Origin of the sequence: Streptomyces sp. NBC_01481 (assembly GCF_026339995.1) — a bacterium.
GTDB lineage: Bacteria > Actinomycetota > Actinomycetes > Streptomycetales > Streptomycetaceae > Streptomyces.
The window spans coordinates 1124153-1139490 of record NZ_JAPEPT010000003.1 but is presented as its reverse complement, the minus strand read 5'-3'; the positions used below and the strand labels follow the sequence as shown (position 1 = coordinate 1139490).

Sequence of the window (15338 nt, the reverse complement as noted above, 5' to 3'; positions counted from 1 at the left end):
GTCGAGAACCTGAGCTGTCAAAACGCCCGCTTGCCCGCCCGCCACTCCGGTGCCAGCACCGACCAGACCTCCTCGTCGTGCCGCTGCCCCCGGTACAGGTAGCTCTCCCTCAGCACGCCGTCCTTCGTCATTCCGAGCCGCCGGGCCACGGCGATGCTGGGCTCGTTCGCCGCCGAGACCCACCAGTCCACGCGGTGGATGCCCCGCTCCTCGACGGCCCAATCGATGATCACGCGCGCGGCCCGGGTCACCAGCCCCTTGCCCACCGCCGACGGCTCCAGCCAGCAGCCCGCCTCGGCGGTGCCCTGCTCCGCGTCCATCCTCCGGAAGAGGACCGCGCCGACCAGCTTGCCGTCCGTCCAGATGCCGTGGAGCCGCCCGGCGTCGGCCGCGGCCTTCTCCGCGTACGCCTGGAGGAACGCCCGGCTCGACTCCAGGTCCGTTACGACGTCGGGCAGCGCGTTGTACTGCCCGATGAACTCCCGTCCTCGGTCCACGTGGGTCAGGAACTCCTCGGCCTGCCACGGTTCGAGCGGTCGCAGTTCGGCGCCGTCGTCGCCCAGGGATATCGCGTACATCGTCACCTTCCGCGGCCGGAAACCAGCGCACACAGCGCGAAGGGATCTTCTCACGGGCGGCAATCACAGGCGGCATCACGGGCAGCGTCACCGGCGGCATCACGGGCAGTGTTACGGGCGTCCGCGACGGAGCCGACGACCCATCAGGTCATCCGTCCCGGACTATTGACTCCGAGTCTCACAGCCGCGATTCTCGTCGCATCGTTCGCGTGGGACATGACAATCACGTCAGGTCTCCGGACGGTCTTGCTCCCCGACCCGCGCAATCCTCCGACCGAAGGCGTGAGTGATGACCACGACTCGACGCTCGCACCGCCGACGCAGGCCCCTCGCGGTTCTGTCGTTGCTCCTCACCGTCGTGGCCATGGTCCTCGGCACTGCACCCAACTCCTCGGCCGAGTCGGGCTGGTGGACACCGGCCGCGCGGCCCGCGCCCGACTCCCAGATCAATGTCACGGGCGAGCCCTTCAAGGGAACCGACGCCCAGGGGCAGGTACGGGGCTTCGTCGACGCACACAACCACCTGATGTCCAACGAGGCCTTCGGTGGCCGGCTCATCTGCGGCAAGACGTTCTCCGAACTGGGCATCGCCGACGCTCTCAAGGACTGCCCCGAGCACTACCCCGACGGCTCGCTCGCGATCTTCGACTTCATCACCAAGGGCGGCGACGGCAAGCACGATCCCAACGGATGGCCGACGTTCAAGGACTGGCCCGCCCATGACTCGTTGACCCACCAGCAGAACTACTACGCCTGGGTCGAACGGGCCTGGCGCGGCGGTCAGCGGGTGCTCGTCAACGACCTCGTCACCAACGGCGTGATCTGCTCGGTCTACTTCTTCAAGGACCGCAGCTGCGACGAGATGACCTCCATCCGCCTGCAGGCGCAGAAGACGTACGACCTGCAGGCCTACGTCGACAAGATGTACGGCGGCCCCGGCAAGGGCTGGTTCAGGATCGTCACCGACTCCGCTCAGGCCCGCGAGGTCGTCCAGCAGGGCAAGCTCGCCGTCGTTCTGGGGGTCGAGACCTCCGAGCCGTTCGGCTGCAAGCAGATCCTCGATGTCGCGCAGTGCAGCAGGGCCGACATCGACCGCGGTCTCGACGAGCTGTACAAACTGGGCGTACGCAGCATGTTCCTGTGCCACAAGTTCGACAACGCCCTGTGCGGCGTCCGATTCGACTCGGGCACCCTCGGCACGGCGATCAACGTCGGCCAGTTCCTGTCGACCGGCACCTTCTGGAAGACGGAGAAGTGCGCAGGCCCGCAGCACGACAACCCCATCGGCCTCGCAGCTGCGCCCAACGCGGAGAAGGAGCTGCCGGCAGGCGTGCACGTCCCGTCGTACGCCGCGGACGCGCAGTGCAACACCCGCGGTCTCACCGAGCTCGGCGAGTACGCCGTGCGCGGCATGATGAAACGCAAAATGATGCTGGAAATCGACCATATGGGCGTCAAGGCCGCGGGCCGGGCCTTCGACATCTTCGAGTCCGAGTCCTACCCGGGCGTGATCTCCTCGCACAGCTGGATGGACCTCAACTGGACCGAGCGCGTCTACCGTCTCGGCGGCTTCGTAGCCCAGTACATGAACGGCGCCGAGGCCTTCAGCGCCGAGGCGAAGCGCACGGACGCGCTGCGCGACAAGTACAACGTCGGCTACGGCTACGGCACCGACATGAACGGCGTGGGCGGCTGGCCGGGCCCCCGCGGCGCGGACACCCCGAACCCGGTGAAGTACCCCTTCCGCAGCACCGACGGCAGCGCCGTCATCGACAGGCAGACCACCGGCGAGCGCACCTGGGACATCAACACCGACGGCGCCGCGCACTACGGCCTGGTCCCTGACTGGATCGAGGACATACGGCTCGTCGGCGGCCAGGGTGTCGTGGACGACCTCTTCCGGGGCGCCGAGTCCTACCTCGGTACCTGGAAGGCGTCCGAGAACCACAAAGCCGGGGTGAACCTTGCCGCGGGCTCGTCCACCTCGGCCAGTTCGTCGGAGTGGAGCCTGTTCACGAGTTACGCACCCGGCCGGGCCGTGGACGGCAACGCGGACACCCGCTGGGCGAGCGACTGGAGTGACGACCAGTGGCTACGGATCGACCTCGGCGCCCAGAGCCTGATCAAGCGCGTCACCCTCAACTGGGAAGCGCCTACGGGAAGGCGTATCGCATCGAGGTCTCCAGCGACGGTACGAACTGGCAGTCCGTATGGTCCACGACCGCCGGTGACGGCGGCCTGGACACGGCGCAGTTCACCGGTACGCCGGCCCGCTACGTCCGCGTCCACGGGCTGGAGCGCGGCACCAAGTGGGGCTTCTCCCTCCGCGAAGTCGGCGTCTACAGCAGCTGACACCACCCATGGAGTCCCCAACGGCCGGGGCCGGCCGGATCAGTTCTCCTGATCCGGCCGGCCCCGACCGCTTGCTTCCGCGCGGCACAAGAACGAAGGAAACGACATGGCACGCATGCCGTCGGCCGAGCGGCGTCAACAGCTGATCGAGGCAGCGATCCGCGCGATGACCCGCGACGGCGTCTCCAGGACGACGACCCGGTCCATCGCCGCCGAGGCGGGAGTGTCACTGAGCGTCTTCCACTACTGCTTCGACTCCAAGCAGGCCCTGATCGAGTCCGTCATCACGGCGATCACCGATCACGGCGTCACGGTGGCAAAGGAAGCGATCCGGCCGAAGGCCACCCTCCGGGAGACCATCCGGGCGGGTTTCCAGGCCTACTGGGACCATGTGACCGCCAACCCCGGCGAGCACATGCTCACGTACGAACTCACGCAGTACGCGCTGCGCCGCCCGGGGTTCGAGCATCTGGCACGGCGGCAGCACGCGCTGTACTGCGACACCTACGGCGAACTCATCGAGCAACTGCGTCACAGCATGGGGTTCGAACTCCGCGTGCCCGTCCCCGTGCTGGCCCGCTATCTGGCCGCCATGACCGACGGACTGACCCTGAACTTCCTCGTCCTCGGCAATGACACCGCCTGGGCGGACATCCTCGACATGATCACCGACCACGTCACCGGCCTCGTATGCGACCAAGTCCAACCGGCGGCAATGGACTGAAGCGGTCCGCCGGGCCCGCGAGCGAGCCCGGCGGGTGGTCCTAGGCGCCGTCCGGCTCGTCCACCGACGGCCCCGCCGCACCCGTGGGGGCGACCTGGGCCGGTACCCCGGCGGGTGCAGGAGCGGGATGAGACGGGGCGGCGTCCGCCCCATCCACGTCCGTCACCACACCGCCCGCCACCACCGGCTCGCTCTGCGGCTCCTTCGGGCCCAGGCGATTGAGGACCAGGTTCAGCAGGATCGCGGTGCTCGCGCCGAGCGTGACGCCGCTGTTCAGCAGCGAGGCGAGGTCCGCGTTCATGTGCTCCTTGAACAGCACAGGGACGGTGGACGGCAGCAGGGCCATCGCCAGCGAGACGCCCACCACCAAGGCGTTCTTCTCCTCCTTGAGATCCACCTTGGCCAGGGTCTGGATACCGGCCAGGGCGACCATCGCGAACATCACGGTCGCGGCGCCACCGAGCACCGGGTGCGGCACCGAGGCGACCGCGGCGGCGGCCTTCGGCAGCATTCCCAGCACGATCATGAAAACACCGGCCGCGACGACCACGAAGCGGCTCTTGACCTTCGTCATCCGCACCAGGCCGACGTTCTCCGCGAAGGCGACGTACGGGAAGGAGTTGAGCACACCACCGAGGGCGGTCGCGGCGCCATCGGCGCGCAGGGCGCGGGCCACGGTCTCGCCGTCGATCTTCTTGCCCACAATGTCGCCGATGGCGTACGTGTCACCGGTGGTCTCCACCATGGTGATCAGCATGACGATCAGCATCAGCAGGATCGGGAACCACTGGAACTGCGGGACGCCGAAGTGGAACGGGGTGGTGACGCCCACCCAGTCCGCCTTGCCGACGTCGGTGAAGCTCGCGTCACCCAGCAGGAAAGCGGCCGCGGTGCCGCCCACCAGCCCGAGCAGGATGGCGATGCTGGACAGGAACGGCCGGCCGATCTTCATCAGCACCAGAATGAAGGCCATGGTGCCGCCCGCGTAGGCGAAGTTCTCGGGATCGCCGAAGTGGGGGCTGCCCACCCCGCCCGCCGCGTCGTTCAGCCCCACCGGGATGAGGACCAGCCCCAGGACGGTGATCACCGTGCCGGTGACCACCGGCGGGAAGAGTCCCAGCACAGCCTTGAAGGCCCGGGCGGGGAGCCAAGCGAAGGCGAACGTGGCGACGCCCGCGGTGATCACCGCGCCGTAGATCACCAGCAGGGCGGCTGTGCCACCGCCGGCGCCGAGGCCGATCGCGATCATCGGGGACACCGCGGTGAAGGTGACCCCTTGGATCAGCGGCAGCCGCGCGCCGATCCGGCCGATGCCGAGGGCCTGGATGATCGAGGCGATACCGCAGGTGAACAGGTCTGCGTTGATCAGATAGACGAGCTCTTCGCGGCTGAGCCCGAGGGCCCCGCCCACGATGATCGGGACGATCACGGCACCGGCGTAGAACGCCAGGACGTGCTGGAACCCGTAGAGAGCCAGTTTCGGGAGGGGGAGCACCTCGTCGACCGGGTGCTCACTTTGCTTTCCAGCGGAAAGCGGGGCGACTCGTGCCATCTCCGCCTTGCCCTTCAAGAGGTAGGTAGTGAGAGGTCCTCTGGTTATCCCTGGCGCGACGACGATGGCGCACCCTGGTTTCAGCCAGTCGCAGGGGGCTCGAAGGCTCGCGGTGTCTCCGTCGGCTCTTCGTCCTGTGTGACGCATATCCAACGCCAGAGAGGAACTCGGCGAACATCGTAGACTTCTCCAAAGAAAGAGCCGCCCTCGGGGCCTCTACCTGGGCAAACCTCCAAAGCCAGGGCAGCGCGCCCCGGTCCCTGATACGGCAAGTCCCCCTGAGGCGGGGCCATTTGGAGCCACGATTCATACGATCACGAGTGCGATGATCACGAGGGGGATGACGAGCCTTCCCGGCCCCCGGCCGTCCGGAAGGACAGGCGCATGACCGTCCCGCCGTCCTTCGCGGGCTCGGCTGTGGCTGTGGCACCGTGCAGGGCCGCGGCCTGGGCGACGATGGACAGGCCAAGGCCCGAGCCGGGGCGGGCGCGGGCGGCCGGGGCGCGGTAGAAGCGGTCAAAGATGTGCGGCAGGTCGCCGGGGTCGATGCCCGGACCGTGGTCACGGATGGTGAGCTCACCATCACGCAGCCGGACTTCCACCACGGAGCCGTCGGGGCTGAACTTGGCCGCGTTGTCGAGCAGGTTCGCCGTCGCGCGAGCCAGCCGGGCGCGTACGCCGAAGATCAGCGTCGGCTCGGTCTCCACCGTGAACACCGTGGCGGGCCGATGCGCACGCGCCCGGTCCACGCACTGGGTCACGACCGCGTCGAGCCGGAGGTCATCGGCCGGTTCGTCCGCCCCTTCGTCGCCCCGCGCCAGCTCCGCCAGATCCTCCACCAGGTCCACCAGCTCGCTGATCTGCCGGCCCAGAGCCGTCGTTGCGCGTTCGCGGCGGCGGACGTCGTCGGGGGCGATCCTGGCCAGGAGTTCGGCGTTGGTGCGCAGGCTGGTCAGCGGAGTGCGCAGCTCGTGGGAGGCGTCCGCGACCAGGCGGCGCTGGGCGGTGAGCGAGTCGTGCAGAGCCATCAGCATCGTGTTGAAGCTGCCCGTCAGCCGGGCCGCTTCGTCGTGGCCGGTGACAGCGATGCGGTGCCGGGTGTCACGGGTCGTGGCGATCCGCTCGACGACGGCCGTCAGCCGGGCCAGCGGGGCGAGGCTGGTGCGGGCGACGAGGTACCCGAGAAGGCAGGCGAGGAGCACGCCTGCCGCTCCGGCTTCGATCAGTACCGTACGGACGCGTGCCACACCGCGCTCCACCCCGTCGGAGCGCACCCAGACCTGCACCGCCCGGCCCTCGGCGACCGGCGCGGTGTAGACGCGGACCGGGTGGCCCTGCAGCCGGGCGGTGCTGAAGAACGCGGTCTTCCTGCCGCCTGCGACGGCCCGCGCGTCACGGGTGTCGAGCGCCCCCCGCTCGGTCGCGCCCTCGGCGCTCACCTCTCCGTCGGAGCCCACGAGTTGCACGCAGGCAGGGGCGGACAGCCAGGCACAGGGGCCGGCCGCCGACCAAGTACCGCTCTGGACCTGCCGTTTGATCCGGTTGGCCTCGCGGACCAGCCCGAGATCCAGCTCGCGATGGGCCTGGCGGTCGGCGGCGACATAGCCGACCACGGCCATCGCTGCGACGGCGAGGGCGACGGCGAGCGCCGCGGTGCCGGCCATCCGGCTGCGGATCGACAGCCGCCGCCAGACAGTCACGAGTTCCGGTTTCATTCCAGAGCCAGCCGGTAGCCGAGCCCGCGCACCGTGTGCACCAGGCGCCGTTCGCCGTCCGCTTCGAGCTTGCGGCGCACGTAACGGATGTAGACCTCCACGGAGTTGGAACCGGGCCCGAAGTCGTAACCCCAGACGCGGTCCATGATGACTTCACGGGTCAGTACATGGCCCGCGTTGCGGACCAGCAACTCCAGGAGAGCGAACTCGGTTTGGCTGAACTGGATCAGCCGGCCTCCGCGCCGCCCCCGTCGCGTCTGCGGGTCCAGGGTGAGGTCCGCGAAAGCCGGCGTGTCGCCGTCCTCGGGGTATGCGCGCCGAAGCAGGGCCCGCAGCCGCGCGAGGAGTTCCTGCAGTGCGAACGGCTTGGCGAGATAGTCGTCGGCCCCGGCGTCGAGCCCGCCCACCCGGTCCTCCACGGTGCCGCGCGCGGTGAGCACCAGGATCGGCGTGCGGTCGCCGAGCGCCCGCAGCCGTCGGCAGAAGGCAAGCCCGTCCATACGGGGCATGAGGACGTCAAGCACGATGGCGTCCGGCGGGCGCGCCGCCACGCTGTGCAGTGCCTCGGCGCCGTCGGCTGCCAGCGCCACGGCATAGCCTTCGATCTCCAGGGCCTCGGCGACGGCCTCGCGCGTGGCCGGCTCGTCATCCACGACCAGCACCGACACGGCTCCCAAACGTACCTCCCGCGGATTGTTCCGACGCGCGTCCTCTGCCGTCTCTCACGTCACGCCGCGCCCAGGGCGTGTTTTAGAAGTTTCGCCTGCCCCGCGACGCCTGGCACGCGCACTCGCGGTGTTGTCGGAGTCGCCCAAGTACGTCCAGTACGAGGGCAATCCTCCGCCTTGCGATTGCACGCACCAGACGCCGCGGGGCCCGCCCTGCGGGCGGACGGCGCTACTTCTAAAACACGCCCTGGTGGTTCTCATCTGCCTCTCACCTTTGAGAAAGACGGTGACTGCCATGTTGCCGTTCACCAAGAAAACAAAGCATCGTTGGCCGGGCTCGCCACGAGTCCGGGCCCTGACCGCGGCCGCCGTGTCCGCAACGCTCCTCGCCGGCGCCGCCTCCCTCATGCCGGCCGGCTCGGCATCGCCACCGGACAACCGTGCCCGGCTGGACGGCGGCACGGTCGTGGTACCGGTCAAAGGCGGCCAGGCGCGCGTGGATCCGGCCACGCTCGGCGTCACCGCCCGTGCGGCCGACGGGACTTCGCTGGTGTTCTCCGCCAAAGCCGCGCAGGATCTCGGCCCGGCCGTGGACGTTGCCCTGCGGGACTCGGCGGCGACCTGGCACTACCCGAAACGGGGTCTGACTGTTACGGCCCGTGAGCGCGCCGGCCGGCTGGTGGTCGAGATGCGCAGTTCACGCGACGCGGAGCTGACCTGGCCGGTCAGCGGGGTGGACCCCCAGGCGTCGGCCGTACAGGTGCCGCGCGGCGAGGGACTGTCGATCCCGGCGGCGGACCCGTGGTGGAACTCGGAGCGGGCGAAGCTGGCGGGCGGCGGAGCAATCGCGCTCACCGACGGGCTGACCATGCCGTTCTGGGGCTGGACGATGGGGCGCCACGGCGTCAGCTATGTGGTCCCGACCGATATCGGGACCACGCTCGAGTTCGCCTCGCGGGCCGGCCGCCTGCGCACCGCCACCACCCATGCCTTCAGTGAGAAGGAGGAGACCCGCCGCTACACGGTCGCATTCGCCCTGACCGACGTGTCGCCGGTCGCCGCGGCGAAGGACTACCGGCGGTGGCTGGTCGAGCATGGACAACTCGGCAGCCTGGAGCGCAAGATCGAGGAGAACCCGCAGGCGGGCAGGCTCATCGGCGCCTTCCACGCGTACCTGTGGGGCGACGGGCGGAGCAAGGAGTCCGTCGAGCGGATGCGAGCACTGGGCCTGGACCGGATGTGGCTGGGCTACGACGCCGACGCCCGGCCCATGACGCGGGAGGCCGTGAATACGGCCAAGAAGGCCGGGTACCTGGTCGGCCCCTACGACTCGTGGTCCAACGCCCAGGATCCGGCGACGGCTGACGCCCCGTCCTCCACGTGGCCCGCGCCGGTCTGGCCGGACGCGTGTGTGCGCGGCGCGGACGGCAAGGTGAAGACCGGCTTCGGCGGCCGGGGCTGCTACGTCAGCTCACAGGCCCTGGCGCAGGCCGAGCCCACGCACCACTATCTGGCCGACCGGACGAGGTCGATGACCGCCAACGGCGCGAACAGCTACTTCCTCGATGTCGACGCGGCGGGCGAGCTCTTCCGCGACCACTCCCCCGCGCACCCGGCCACACAGGCGCGCGACCGAGCCAATCGGCTGGCCCGTATGGAGATGCTGTCACGCGAGCGGAAACTGGTGCTGGGCTCGGAGTCGGCGGGCAGTTGGGCGGGCGGCGTCCTGGCCTACAGCCACGGTTCGAGTACGCCCGTGTCGGACCACCTGTGGGCACTGGAGCGCGACCGCGAGACCTGGGGCGGCTACGCCCCCCAGAACGCACCGGATCTCTTCTTCAGGCCCGCGAAGCTCACCTCCGACGCCGCCCGCGCGATGTACGACCCGCGCTACAGGGTGCCGTTGTACGAGACCGTGCTGCATGACTCCGTGGTGAGCGTGGAGCGGTGGGAGCTGGGGTACTACAAGCTGCCCGAGCAGCAGACCGTCCGCGCGCTGCTGGCGATGCTCTACAACACGCCGCTCAACTTCACGCTGGACGGCGCGAGCCTGAAGAAGCACGGCCCCGAGATCGCAAAGCTCCAGCGTTTCTTCGCTCATCTCCAGAAGGCGGCGGGTACCAAGGCGATGACCGGCTTCACCCGGCTCACCGCCGACCACCGGGTGCAGCGCACCACCTTCGGCGACACGGCGCTGACCGTGACGGCCAACTTCGGATCCTCGCCGTACCGGGGGCTGCCGGGCGGCTGCGTACGAGCCGAGGTGCCGGGCGGCCCGGACCGCACCCTCTGTCCGTAACGTCCGAAGCGACCCTCTCACCGGCGGTCGGCCCGTGCCGGGTCATGGCGACCGCGCGCGGACTCGCGGAAGGCGATCGGGGTCTGCCCGGTGCGCTGGTGAAAGTACTTGCTGAAGTTGGTGGCGCTGGAGAAGCCGAGCTGGGCGGCGATCCGTACCGCGGGCAAGTCGCTGTGCGCGAGCAGGCGTTTGGCCTCCAGGACGACCCTGCGGTCGATGAACTCCTTTGCCCCGACACCGGCGGCGGCGAGAGTGGCACGGGAGAGCGTACGCGCGGAGTAGCCGAGAGCATGGGCGTAGTCGTCCAGGCGGCGGGTGGAGGCGAACTCGCGCTCGACCGCGTCACGGAAACGCAGATACGTCGATCCGGGCTCGGGCGAGGGACTGCCGACGGACGAGGCCAGGTGCGTGAGGCGCAGGACGAGTACGGCCAGCAGGTGGCGCAGCACCGTGACGTGGATGTCGACCGGCAGCTGCATTGCCGCCTGGAACTCCCGGTCCAGGTGGTGGGCTGCCGTGTGCAGTGCTTCGATGTCGTCGCCGCGCGGCACTCGTACGACCGGAGCGTGCGGGTCGTCCAGGCGAGCGGCGGTGGTGGTGGCCGGGTCGGGGAAGTCCCGCTCGAAAATGATCACTGTGCCCTCGGCCTGGGTGATGTCACCCCATTGGTACACCTGACCCGGCCGCGCCCACAGCCAGGAACCGGGCCTGAGGGCGTACCCGGTGAAGTCCACCGTCTGCCACAGGGAGCCGCTGGTGAGGGTGAGCAGATGGTGGAAGTCCGGCCGTCCCGGCGCCGCGATCCGACGCTGCTCGGGTCCAATACGTGAGCGCAGTTCGGCCAGAGAAAGGACCTCGACCCCGGCGGGGGTGCCGACGGGGGCGGCGAAGGCGACCTCGGGGATCACGCGCGAGGCCGGTTGTCGGTTTCTGACCATCGTGAGTCACCAGCCTATCCGGATGGGTCCCAGTTCCGCCCTTAGCGTTGAGCAGGGTCACCACGGCAGAGCAAGGAGCGGGTGACGGAATTATATAAGGACCTCGACCAGCACCCCGGCCTCTGCGGCACCTGACCCGACTGCGCACGCCACGAGTACCAGGAGATGTTCAGTGCCCCCTGAGCCCGACGCTGAGCAAGCAGCCCGCGCCGTGGAAAAGGTGGGGCTGGGGGCGATGATCCCGCCGGACCGGCAGCTTGAGCGCCTGAAGCGGTACGGCAAGCGGCGGACGCCCGGGACCGATCCTGAACTCGACCAGCTCCGGCCAAATAGCGGCTCGAATCTGTAGATTGACACTACAACTACCAGAGAGCGACTACCTACAATGACTGACATGACTGATATCCATCTCGAGCACAACAAGGCCACGGCCAAGGCGTTCTACGACCTGCTGTTCAACGAATGCCGTCCGGCGGAAGCTTTCGACAGGCACGTGGGCGACACCTATATCCAGCACAACCCGCTTGCCAGTGACGGCAGGCAGGACTTCGTCGACTATTTTGAACGGATGGCTGCCGAATACCCGGGCAAGCGCGTGGAGGTCAAACGCGCCATCGCCGAGGGCAGCCACGTCGTCCTTCACTGCCACCAGGTGTGGCCGAACGAGGAATACGCCGGCATCGACATCTTCCGTTTCGACGACAACGGAAAGATCGTTGAGCACTGGGACGTACTCCAACTCATCCCCGCCACTTCCAGGAACCCCAACACCATGTTCTGACGGCACGCTGGGTCAGACCCCGCAGAGGAATCGTTCACGAACACCCTCGTGTCAGTCGGCTACGCCGCTGAACGCCAGGACCTTCACGATGGACACCCGCACCAGGAGAACCCCCGGCACGCTGTTACGGGCGGCGTACTGTGCCGCAAGGTCCTCTCCCACGTAGCGGCCGGCGATCCGGGCCGCCCAGTCGCGCACCTCTGGCAAATCCTCGCTCACCTGCGCCCGGCCGTCGATGACGACGAAGGAAAACGGCGGCCGATCGTCGTCCACACAGAGGGAGAGTCGCCCGTCGCGGATCAGGGTGCGGCCCTTGACGGAGTTCTTGCCGGTGTTGAATACGAGGTTGTCGCCGTCCAACAGGAACCAGACGGGTGCCACGTGTGGGCGTCCGTCGACACGGGTGGTGGCGATTTTCGCGGTGCGGGTGCCCTCACTGACGAAGGCGCGCCATTCAGCGTCGGTCATGGGTGCGGCCATGAGTCCTGGGTTTCCTTACGAATGGGTCGGTTGCGGTCTGTGGTTGTCCTGTTGCTGCTGTCGGTCAGAACAGGCCGTTGCCGTGCGGCAGTTCGGCGGGGATCGCCTGGATGACGTCCCAGTGCTCGACGATCTTCCCGTCGGCGAGGCGGAACAGGTCGTAGTAGACGACCGGCTCGCCGAACTCGCCCTCGGCCTGCACCAGGACGAAGTCACCCTCCGCGATGACCTTGTGGATCGTCTTGTAGACGACGTTCTTGCCCTGCTCAGCCCACTTGGCTGCGGCCACCCCGAAACCGTCCAGCCCGTCACCGGCCTCCGGGTTGTGCTGGTGGTAGGTCTCGGCGGAGGTGTAGTCGGTCGACGCCGAGTAGTCGGCGCCCTTGAGCACCTTCTCGGCGTACTCGGCGACCAGCTCGCGGTTCGCCTCGGTGATCTCCAGGTCGCCGACCTGGGTAGGGCCGTCGGTCTGGGAGCGGCCGCTGACGGTGTCCTCGACCACCGGCACCAGGGCGTCCCAGTGCTCGGCAAGCTTGCCGTTCTCCACCCGGAAGATGTCGAAGGCGACCAGCGCCGTGGGGCCGAGGCCGTGGTAGACCCCGTGCAAAGCGACCAGATCTCCGTCGGCGATGACCCGGACGCCCTCGTAGCGAAAGTCCGCAGAGAGCGAGTCGACCAGCTCACGCAGAGCCTCGGGGCCGTCGGCGGCCAGCGCGCTGTGCTGCTTGTACGTCGGGGAGACGCAGCGGTCCACTGCGGAGGGGTCCTTGTGACCGAACAGCTCACCTGTGGCCTTGAGGACCAGATCCTTGTTGTTCATGACGCGCATCCGTTCGACCGGGGGGCGGCGGACCCGGTGTCCGCCGACTGCTCCTCCAGCGTCGTCGGAATTGATCCGGCACACGAGGTGAGATCCTGAACAACCATGGTCAAAAATAGACAGCTACTCAATGGGTCATCCTCCCTGAGGTCGGTTAAAGCAATCCGACCGACCGCACCCGGGCTTGGAAGAACACAGGCTGATGAGCCGACTGTCTGCGCAAACGCTCGCGATGCCGTACCGGCCGGACTCCCACCGGATCACCCTGGTGACTGGCGGCGTCGGAACGGTGATGGTTGATTTCGTCGACGGCCCCAAGGCGGCGACGCTCCCGGCCCGACACTCGTGCGTGTTCAGCCCCGCTTCAGGTGCCGGGGGCCACAATCGGGGCATGCGGGTACTGGTCGTCGAGGACGAGGAGCGATTCGCCGAAGGGCTGCGCATCGGTCTGGAGGCGGAGGGCTTCGCCGTCGATGTCGCCTTGGACGGTACGGACGGCCTGTGGCGTGCCCGCGAGAAGCCCTATGACGCCATCGTCCTCGACATCATGCTGCCGGGCCTCAACGGCTACCGCGTCTGCGCTGCCCTGCGCGCCGAGGGCAACTGGACGCCGGTCCTGATGCTCACCGCCAAGGAGGGCGAGTGGGACGAGGTCGAGGGGCTGGACACCGGTGCCGACGACTATCTGACCAAGCCCTTCTCGTACGCCGTGCTCCTGGCCCGGCTGCGGGCACTGCTGCGCCGTGACCCGCGCGAGCGGCCCGCCGCACTCACCGCCGGTGATCTGCGGCTCGATCCCGCGGCCAAGGAGGTCTCGCGCGGCGGGGAGCGGGTCCAACTGACCGCCCGGGAGCTGGCGTTGCTGGAGTTCCTGCTGCGCAGGCGCGGGGAGACCGTGTCCAAGCGGGAGATCCTCGCGCATGTCTGGGACGACGACTTCGACGGCGATCCCAACATTGTCGAGGTCTACGTCCGTCATCTGCGCAATAAGCTCGACCGGCCTTTCGGGCGGGCCGCGATCGAGACCGTGCGTGGCTGCGGCTACCGGCTGGCCTCCGATGGCGGTTAGGCACGGGGTCAGGTTCCGGTCGACCGTGGCGGCCGTCGTCGTCGTCGCGGTGGGGCTGGTCGCGGGGGCGGTGGCGCTGGTCGCGCTGCTCAGGGCCGAGCTGACCGACGACGTACGGCAGGCGGCGCGTGCTCGTGCCGAGCAGGTGGCCGCCGTCATCGAGTCGGGGCGCGGGGTGCCGTCCCTGGCGGTGGCCGATCGCGACGAGCAGTTCATCCAGGTCCTGGACGCCGACGGCGATGTGGTGGCCGCCAGCGCGAATGTCGCTGAGCTGCCCCCGCTGGCCCGCCCGGGCGGGGACGGCGAGAGCCGCATCACCACCCCGCTGGACGAGGACGAGTTCCTGGTGGTGGCAACGGTCGCCGACGCGCCCGACGGGCAGAGGACGGTACTGGTCGGGCGGGCGCTGATCGCGGTCGCGGAGGCGACGCAGATCGTCACCAGGCTGCTGCTCGTGGGGCTGCCGCTGCTGCTCCTGCTGGTCGGGGCGGCCACCTGGATGGCGGTCGGGCGTGCGCTGGCCCCGGTCGCCGCCATCCGCACGGAGGTGGAGGCGATCTCCTCCTCCCAGCTGCACCGCCGGGTGCCGCTGCCCCGCGGACAGGACGAGATCGCGGGGCTCGCCGCCACCATGAACCGCATGCTGGACCGCCTGGAGCGGGCCCAGAAGGCGCAGCGGCGCTTCATCTCGGACGCCTCGCACGAGCTGCGCTCCCCTGTGGCGTCCATCCGCCAGCATGCCGAGGTCGCGCTCGCCCATCCTGGCCGGGCGACGCAGGAAGGGCTGGCGGCGACCGTACTGGCGGAGAATCTGCGCATCCAGCATCTGGTCGACGATCTGCTGCTGCTGGCCCGCGCCGACGAGCAGGCGCTGCGCCCGGATCGCCGGCCGGTCGACGTCGACGACCTCGTGCTGGACGAGGCGCGGCGGCTGCGGACGGCGGCGACGGGGCTGCGGATCAGCACGGCCGGGGTGTCGCCGGCGCGGCTGGCGGCGGATCCGCAGGGCCTGCTGCGCGTGCTGCGCAATCTGGGCGACAACGCGGCCCGGCACGCCCGGCACCGGGTGGCCTTCGACCTCACGGAGGAGGAGGGGCGGATCGTGGTGGGGGTCGAGGACGACGGGCCCGGGGTGCCCGCCGCCGAGCGTGAGCGCATCTTCGAGCGGTTCGTACGGCTCGACGACGCGCGCTCGCGTTCCGTGGAGGACGGCGGCGGCAGCGGGCTCGGCCTTGCGATCGTCGCGGAGCTGGTCGCGGCGCACGGCGGTGCGGTGACGGTGTCCGGGGGCGCGCTGGGCGGGGCCCGTTTCGAGGTGTCGCTCCCGGCTCGCGAGGACCTTGTCTGAAGGCTGGTTCAGTT

12 protein-coding genes and 1 pseudogene are annotated in these 15338 nt (G+C 69.1%); 6 read left to right on the top strand and 7 right to left on the bottom strand.

Annotated elements, in window-relative coordinates; genetic code table 11:
* Nucleotides 1–17: 17 nt before the first annotated feature.
* Complete coding sequence (locus OOK40_RS21675) at nucleotides 18–578, bottom strand: GNAT family N-acetyltransferase (RefSeq protein WP_266484331.1); 561 nt, start codon at nucleotides 576–578, stop codon at nucleotides 18–20.
* A gap of 289 nt (nucleotides 579–867) precedes the next feature.
* Here OOK40_RS21675 and OOK40_RS21670 point away from each other — a divergent pair.
* Nucleotides 868–2930 (top strand): annotated as a pseudogene (locus tag OOK40_RS21670) (discoidin domain-containing protein).
* Nucleotides 2931–3036: 106 nt separating this feature from the next.
* On the top strand, nucleotides 3037–3654 hold the full coding sequence (locus OOK40_RS21665; protein WP_266484303.1) for a TetR/AcrR family transcriptional regulator: 618 nt from the start codon (nucleotides 3037–3039) through the stop codon (nucleotides 3652–3654).
* A 40-nt stretch (nucleotides 3655–3694) separates the two neighbouring features.
* On the opposite strand, the gene OOK40_RS21660 is transcribed toward OOK40_RS21665, so the two are convergent.
* From OOK40_RS21660 to OOK40_RS21650, 3 genes are all read right to left on the bottom strand, one after another.
* Nucleotides 3695–5206: a nucleobase:cation symporter-2 family protein gene (locus tag OOK40_RS21660; protein ID WP_266484301.1), complete on the bottom strand. Its 1512-nt coding sequence runs from the start codon at nucleotides 5204–5206 to the stop codon at nucleotides 3695–3697.
* Nucleotides 5207–5535: 329 nt separating this feature from the next.
* The gene (locus tag OOK40_RS21655; RefSeq protein WP_266484299.1) at nucleotides 5536–6906 is read right to left on the bottom strand and encodes a cell wall metabolism sensor histidine kinase WalK; all 1371 of its coding nucleotides are present in this window, start codon (nucleotides 6904–6906) and stop codon (nucleotides 5536–5538) included.
* An 11-nt stretch (nucleotides 6907–6917) separates the two neighbouring features.
* The gene (locus OOK40_RS21650) at nucleotides 6918–7598 is read right to left on the bottom strand and encodes a response regulator transcription factor (protein WP_266484296.1); all 681 of its coding nucleotides are present in this window, start codon (nucleotides 7596–7598) and stop codon (nucleotides 6918–6920) included.
* Nucleotides 7599–7959: 361 nt separating this feature from the next.
* Between OOK40_RS21650 and OOK40_RS21645 the strand changes: the two genes are divergently transcribed.
* A complete protein-coding gene (locus OOK40_RS21645) occupies nucleotides 7960–9888 on the top strand; it encodes a glycoside hydrolase (protein WP_323136083.1) in 1929 nt (642 codons plus the stop codon).
* A 17-nt stretch (nucleotides 9889–9905) separates the two neighbouring features.
* Here OOK40_RS21645 and OOK40_RS21640 read toward each other — a convergent pair whose 3' ends face one another.
* A complete protein-coding gene (locus OOK40_RS21640; protein ID WP_266484292.1) occupies nucleotides 9906–10826 on the bottom strand; it encodes an AraC family transcriptional regulator in 921 nt (306 codons plus the stop codon).
* A gap of 394 nt (nucleotides 10827–11220) precedes the next feature.
* Between OOK40_RS21640 and OOK40_RS21635 the strand changes: the two genes are divergently transcribed.
* Nucleotides 11221–11607 carry a nuclear transport factor 2 family protein gene (locus OOK40_RS21635; protein ID WP_266484289.1) on the top strand — a complete coding sequence of 129 codons (387 nt, stop codon included), beginning with the start codon at nucleotides 11221–11223 and terminating at the stop codon, nucleotides 11605–11607.
* A gap of 51 nt (nucleotides 11608–11658) precedes the next feature.
* Here OOK40_RS21635 and OOK40_RS21630 read toward each other — a convergent pair whose 3' ends face one another.
* Nucleotides 11659–12087 (bottom strand): PPOX class F420-dependent oxidoreductase, encoded by a 429-nt coding sequence (locus OOK40_RS21630; RefSeq protein WP_266484287.1) that lies wholly within the window; start codon nucleotides 12085–12087, stop codon nucleotides 11659–11661.
* Nucleotides 12088–12151: 64 nt separating this feature from the next.
* Nucleotides 12152–12907, bottom strand: a complete 756-nt coding sequence (locus OOK40_RS21625) for a nuclear transport factor 2 family protein (protein WP_266484285.1) — start codon at nucleotides 12905–12907, stop codon at nucleotides 12152–12154.
* Nucleotides 12908–13298: 391 nt separating this feature from the next.
* Here OOK40_RS21625 and OOK40_RS21620 point away from each other — a divergent pair, with 391 nt between their 5' ends.
* Both OOK40_RS21620 and OOK40_RS21615 read left to right on the top strand, forming a co-directional pair.
* Entirely contained in the window at nucleotides 13299–13976 is a 678-nt protein-coding gene (locus OOK40_RS21620; RefSeq protein ID WP_266484282.1) for a response regulator transcription factor, read from the top strand.
* A gap of 25 nt (nucleotides 13977–14001) precedes the next feature.
* Nucleotides 14002–15324 (top strand): cell wall metabolism sensor histidine kinase WalK, encoded by a 1323-nt coding sequence (locus OOK40_RS21615; RefSeq protein WP_266484280.1) that lies wholly within the window; start codon nucleotides 14002–14004, stop codon nucleotides 15322–15324.
* Nucleotides 15325–15338: the final 14 nt, after the last annotated feature.